Annotated in this window: 7 protein-coding genes; 1 reads left to right on the top strand and 6 read right to left on the bottom strand. The window is 38.1% G+C overall.

Going from position 1 to position 5,289, the window contains the following annotated elements; translation table 11 throughout:
• A partial coding sequence (locus tag Q7U95_RS05670; RefSeq protein ID WP_308752644.1) for a hypothetical protein occupies positions 1–550 on the top strand: 550 nt, incomplete at its 5' end.
• Positions 551–577: 27 nt separating this feature from the next.
• On the opposite strand, the gene Q7U95_RS05665 is transcribed toward Q7U95_RS05670, so the two are convergent.
• The 6 genes from Q7U95_RS05665 to Q7U95_RS05640 all read right to left on the bottom strand — a co-directional run.
• The gene (locus Q7U95_RS05665; protein WP_308752642.1) at positions 578–1,399 is read right to left on the bottom strand and encodes a glycosyltransferase family 2 protein; all 822 of its coding nucleotides are present in this window, start codon (positions 1,397–1,399) and stop codon (positions 578–580) included.
• A gap of 56 nt (positions 1,400–1,455) precedes the next feature.
• Entirely contained in the window at positions 1,456–1,635 is a 180-nt protein-coding gene (locus Q7U95_RS05660) for a hypothetical protein (RefSeq protein ID WP_308752640.1), read from the bottom strand.
• Between the two features lie 15 nt (positions 1,636–1,650).
• Positions 1,651–2,892, bottom strand: coding sequence for a glycosyltransferase family 4 protein (locus Q7U95_RS05655; protein WP_308752638.1), 1,242 nt, complete (start codon positions 2,890–2,892; stop codon positions 1,651–1,653).
• Positions 2,889–3,713, bottom strand: a complete 825-nt coding sequence (locus tag Q7U95_RS05650; RefSeq protein ID WP_308752636.1) for a methyltransferase domain-containing protein — start codon at positions 3,711–3,713, stop codon at positions 2,889–2,891. Before Q7U95_RS05650 ends, Q7U95_RS05655 begins: the two co-directional genes overlap by 4 nt.
• Positions 3,710–4,468 carry a methyltransferase domain-containing protein gene (locus tag Q7U95_RS05645; protein ID WP_308752634.1) on the bottom strand — a complete coding sequence of 253 codons (759 nt, stop codon included), beginning with the start codon at positions 4,466–4,468 and terminating at the stop codon, positions 3,710–3,712. Before Q7U95_RS05645 ends, Q7U95_RS05650 begins: the two co-directional genes overlap by 4 nt.
• Positions 4,469–4,636: 168 nt before the next feature.
• Positions 4,637–5,289, bottom strand: a 653-nt coding sequence (locus Q7U95_RS05640; protein WP_308752632.1) for a hypothetical protein, incomplete at its 5' end; no start/stop codon positions are given.

Here is a 5,289-nt window from a genome sequence, read left to right as displayed (position 1 = left end):
CGTCGATCTGCTCGACCATGACGCGAAGTTCGTCATCGCAATGGAGACCGGAGGTATGTATGCCCGTCTCCAGGAGAATGGCTTCGATGAGGAGTTCAATGCGATCCTCGTCCACCTGAAGGGGCAGCCGGCCCGGTCGACCCGGCGGATGCTGAAGAAGCTGAACGAGGACCTGAAGCTCCCGATCCTCGTCTTCACCGACGGCGACCCCTGGAGTTACCGGATCTATGCCTCGGTCGCCTACGGCTCGATCAAGAGTGCGCATATGTCAGAACTCCTCGCGACTCCGGCGGCCCAGTTTGTGGGGGTGCAGCCGTCTGATATCCGGGATTATGATCTGCCGGCGGATGTTTTGAGTGAGCAGGATGTGGCCGCCCTCAAGGCGGAACTCACCGATCCCCGGTTTGCGACTGAGTACTGGCGGGAGCAGATCAATCTCCAGTTGTCGATGGGGCTGAAGTCGGAACAGCAGGCATTTGCGGCGCGGGGGCTGGATTTCGTGACGAAGGAGTACCTGCCGAAGAGGTTGGCGGAGATGGGGGTTGTTTGAGGGGGTTGGGAGATGAACCGTCCCTTTTTAGTGTCTCAATCTCATCTTTGTTATAAATTGATACCATCGATACAGTACCAGCATCCCACAGTATTTTACAAGAAAAAGAATGCATTCAAAAGGATACTGAATAACATATGATCTTTTCATGGCATGACCAAAGTACTTCCTGGTACATCTAAGCCTTTCAATATAGTTTTTTGCACGATCCTGATCACTCAATCCCCCTGACAGATAGTATGCGACAACCTGATTCAGATACTTCAATTTAATCTTATGAAGAGAAATTTCACTTAGAATCCATTCAAAATCAGCATATATTGGATATTCCGTTTGAAAAGGCCTTACATTGTGAAATGCAGTTCTTTTTGCAAATATACCCTGATGACAGATACACCGGGTCATCAGATGAAGAGGCGTCTTTCTCTTCATATTGAGGTATTCCTCTTTCTGATCTCCGTAACGAATGACATCCCCATAGATAATATCTACATCCGGATTAGCCAGGAAACAAGAGCAGACATCCTCAAGGATCCTCTCGTTTGCAAGATAATCTCCACAATTAAGGAAATAAATGATATCTCCGGTTGCAAGGCCGAAGCCTTTATTCATGGCATCATAGATGCCATCATCCTCTTCTATCACGAGCCGAATTCTCGTATCAATGATGCCATGTATGGTTTCATGTGTCTTATCTGTCGAACAGCCATCAATGATGATATATTCAAAATTTGTATGGGTTTGTGACAGAACACTCTGCATTGTTTTGGCAATTGTGCTCCCACAGTTATAGCTCACTGTGATGACGGAGATTTTGAGGGTAGAATAGTTGTTATTTGGCTGGATCATGGTTCAACAGAATATGATTGGAATTAAGTCAGTTTCCATTATTTCCTATTAGAAATTTAATACTCCCCCACCATTCTCTCAATTCGAAATCGCCGCAGCCCGTCATCTGCCAGAAAGTCAAGAATCCGCCCGGCCATTGCATGTATATCACTGACTGGAACGAGGTGGCCGGTTTTGCTTTTGAGAGTTTTGTTTGGGGATGCCAGCAGAGTAGAATGAACAATGGTGGCTTTCATTATTCATAATCTCGTTCATCTTATCACACTCTTATACAGTTCAATATACTTCTTGGCCACCACCTTACGATCAAAGCACCTAAGAACTTTCTCTCTTGCATTCTGGGCAAGCAATTCAGGATGTGCTGAATTGAGAACACAGGAAATCCCTTCAGCTAAATCTGCTGAACTGAAAGGTTCTGCGAGATATCCATTTAGTTTATGATCAATAAGATCTCCGTTACCACCAATGGCAAAAGCAATCACCGGCGTTCCGCACGCAAGTGATTCCATAATAGCATTTGACAGATTCTCCTGCAAAGAAGGAACGACCATAACATCTGCAGCACTGTATAGAGAGGGAAGCAAATCCTCATGTATATTTCCCAGATAATGTATTTTAAAATTGCAATCCAATGTATTATCTGAGCCCGAACTACCAAAAACCAATAATTCTGTATCACTGTCTTGTGGTATCATTCTAAGCGCTTTGATGAGTTCATTATACCCCTTTCTTGGATCACTTGTTGCAGACATGGCTCCATACAGTATTATTTTTTTATCCATGGGAAGATTTAGCACCATTCGGGCTTCTTGTTTCTTAATTGGAGCGAAAATTCTTGTGTCTATTGGATTTGGGAGATTCAGAACTCTTTTACTAGCAAATAAGGCACTTTTTTGAGCACAATCTGCCAGCCATCTACTTAAACCAATAATAATTATATTATCCATATCTGCAAAAGCTTTCTGCTTTCGTAAGAAGACATGTCGGCTCAGATCATATTCTTTTTTTGAGCCAAGCACAGAGCATGAGCCGCAGCTTGTTACATACTTCCCACACTCCTTATCATAATGGCATCCACCAGTGAAAGCCCACATATCATGCAGACTCCAGACAATAGGCTTTTTGATTTTACCAATATCTTCAATCGACATCATGCCACCACAGATCCAGTGCAGGTGGACTACATCGGGATCAAAGTTTTCAATGCCCCTGATGACACTACTCATAGGCACCCACGATGGGGAAAACAATGTTTTAGTTTTATGGTTATAGATCCTCGTTGGTAATCCATCTAATTGTGGACGCACAATACCAACGGCTTTTTGAGCTATCGTTATACTCTTTCGCCCAATGACCGTTTCATCAGCACTCTTTTTTGACTGCACAAGCATCCTGCTTTCCACACCAGCTTCCAGCAATGCCTGGTGGAGACGATAGGCTGCCCGGGCGGCGCCTCCAGAGATGTCGTGGGTGTTAATGATGAGGATTTTCATGGTTTCCTCGCCTCACAATAGAGAGAACTAACTCCTTTGTAAGGTGTTCCATCATAATTTGTGTCAAGGTGATAATCAGAAAAATTTTGAATCTGACTTTCATTATGTGAGAAAAAAATTATATCAATAAATCCATTATTTGTAATTTTATTACTTAAGGAGTATTTATCATACATCCATAGGTGTTTTTCTCCAATTGAGGTATTTAATATCAAACCGTTTCGGGTAGATGGAGGAAATAATTTTTTGATAATGGAGATATAAGTGTAAAATATATGTCTCCGTATATTTTTAAAATTAATTTTCTTTAATTTTTCTTTATAGGTAAAATCAACATTGATATCAAAAGATTCATGTAAGTTTTCACCAACCCTTAAAAATATATATTCCTTTAAAAAATCATCAGATAATGTATTGTTGTCTCTATAAATTTCTAACATGTCACCACCTGAATGAGTCCGAACCATTTGATCCAAAAGTTCAACAATAATCCACTCATACTTTTTTTTATTGTTGTTATTTGAAATGCCTGATAAAATATCCAGGAATTCCTGACATATATTCTCTAAGTCAGGCACCACAATTCGAATAATCCCCTCTTTCTTTAGAATTCTAAAAATTTCCTTAAGGACAAAATCGGTCTGTTCTTTTGTCAGATGCTCTAGAAAATGGCCTGAATAAACGACATCAAAAGAATTATCTGAATAAGGTAGACCGTTTAATATGTTTATCGCCTTTACTTCATGTGATGACGAATGAAAGTCAATATTGATCCATTTTTTATGGAATCTATTGCCACAAGCAACATTAAGTAACTTCATAATTTGACCTTTTTATAAACTGCAACAACTGTATGTCCATATGGCAATAATTCAGAAGGTACCTTCTTCTCTATTAAAACTGTTATTATATATGCGATTTTTGAAACTAATCTTCTAATAATAGAATCATCAACAATAGTCGGTTTTAAAAAAAGCGATTGTATGAATGTTGAGAAGTAACTTTTTTTATGAACTTCTTGGAGCTTTTCATGGTTTAAATTAATTAATTTTAACTCAAACAATGTTTCAATATAATGAAGTGACTGATCACTCCATCTTGTAACATGGTGAGGTGGCATGTTTAATACTCCATTAACAACATATTTTAAAAATGAATCCTCACTGGGAACTGCTATAATAAGTAAACCACCATATTTTAGGGCATTTTGCTGAGCTTTTATAAACGAGTAGGGATCTGAGACATGTTCCAAAACTTGAAAACTACAAACAACATCATATTCCTTAGGAAATTTATTTGCATGCTCCTGAATTGATTCATTTTCAATTGTGATACCATTTATTTCTGCTAATTCTTTAGCTCCAATACTCAGATCAAGACCAACATATTGTTTCGTAGATATTATATTTGCGAATGCACCTTTACCTGCTCCAACATCAAGGACTTTATCTGTGTTTTTAATAAACTGTTTTGCATATTGATATTCTTCTTTATCATCCATATAATACCAATCAATTTTTTGAAGGGCAGAGTAAAAATTTTCATCACCAGTGACCATTGGATCAAAAAATAACAACTTACATTCGCTACAGAGTAATTGACGGATATCTGTGTTAATCAGGTGTTTAAACGACTCATTTGTCAATTTTTTATATAATTTATACAATATTTTATGATCAATAGTATCTACTTCAACTAAATTCTTAGAATTACATAGAGGACAATTCATTATTGAATCAACTCCTTAGTTGTAAAAGATGGAACAGATCCACGCTTTCATAATTCTTGATAACTTAATAAATATATTCATATCATAAAATAGTTTTTTCTCGGTATAACGATCAGCTTCGATATTAGGTAGAATATACTTTGGGTGTATGAGAGGAAAAACCATCTCTTCGGTTTTCATATTTGATAACTCATTTTTCCTCTTTGTGTGAACTGCTTCAGGTCCAAATCCAACATTCGTGACTAAATTTTTACAGGGTAGAATTGTTAGTTGATTTTGTATCCAGCTGGTAAATAACCACTGATAATCCCAGGTTAATATGTCACTTTTATAACATTTATCAAAAATTTTTTCCCAATACATATAAATATATTTATTTACAAAACGATTTTTCAATAATTGATTACTACGTATTTCTGGCCATAACATCATATTTGGGTCATAGTTCTTCCATGCACGCCGCCATGAAGCCCAACCCCAGATATGAGTATACCGTGAGAAATAATAACTACATTCATCAACTTTCCTACCAAATTGAAAGTTATTCCCACTTATCATGGCAATTCGATCATCATTCTGATATTTTTCAAGGAGTTCCTGGCAAAATGGAAAAAAACTTACATCCGGAACACAATCATCTTCAAGAATTATTCCCATTTCTTCATGCT

This window comes from Candidatus Oleimmundimicrobium sp., from assembly GCF_030651595.1.
GTDB lineage: Bacteria > Actinomycetota > Aquicultoria > UBA3085 > Oleimmundimicrobiaceae > JAUSCH01.
Note: the sequence above shows the minus strand (reverse complement) of the source record. Positions and strands in the feature narration are given on the sequence as shown.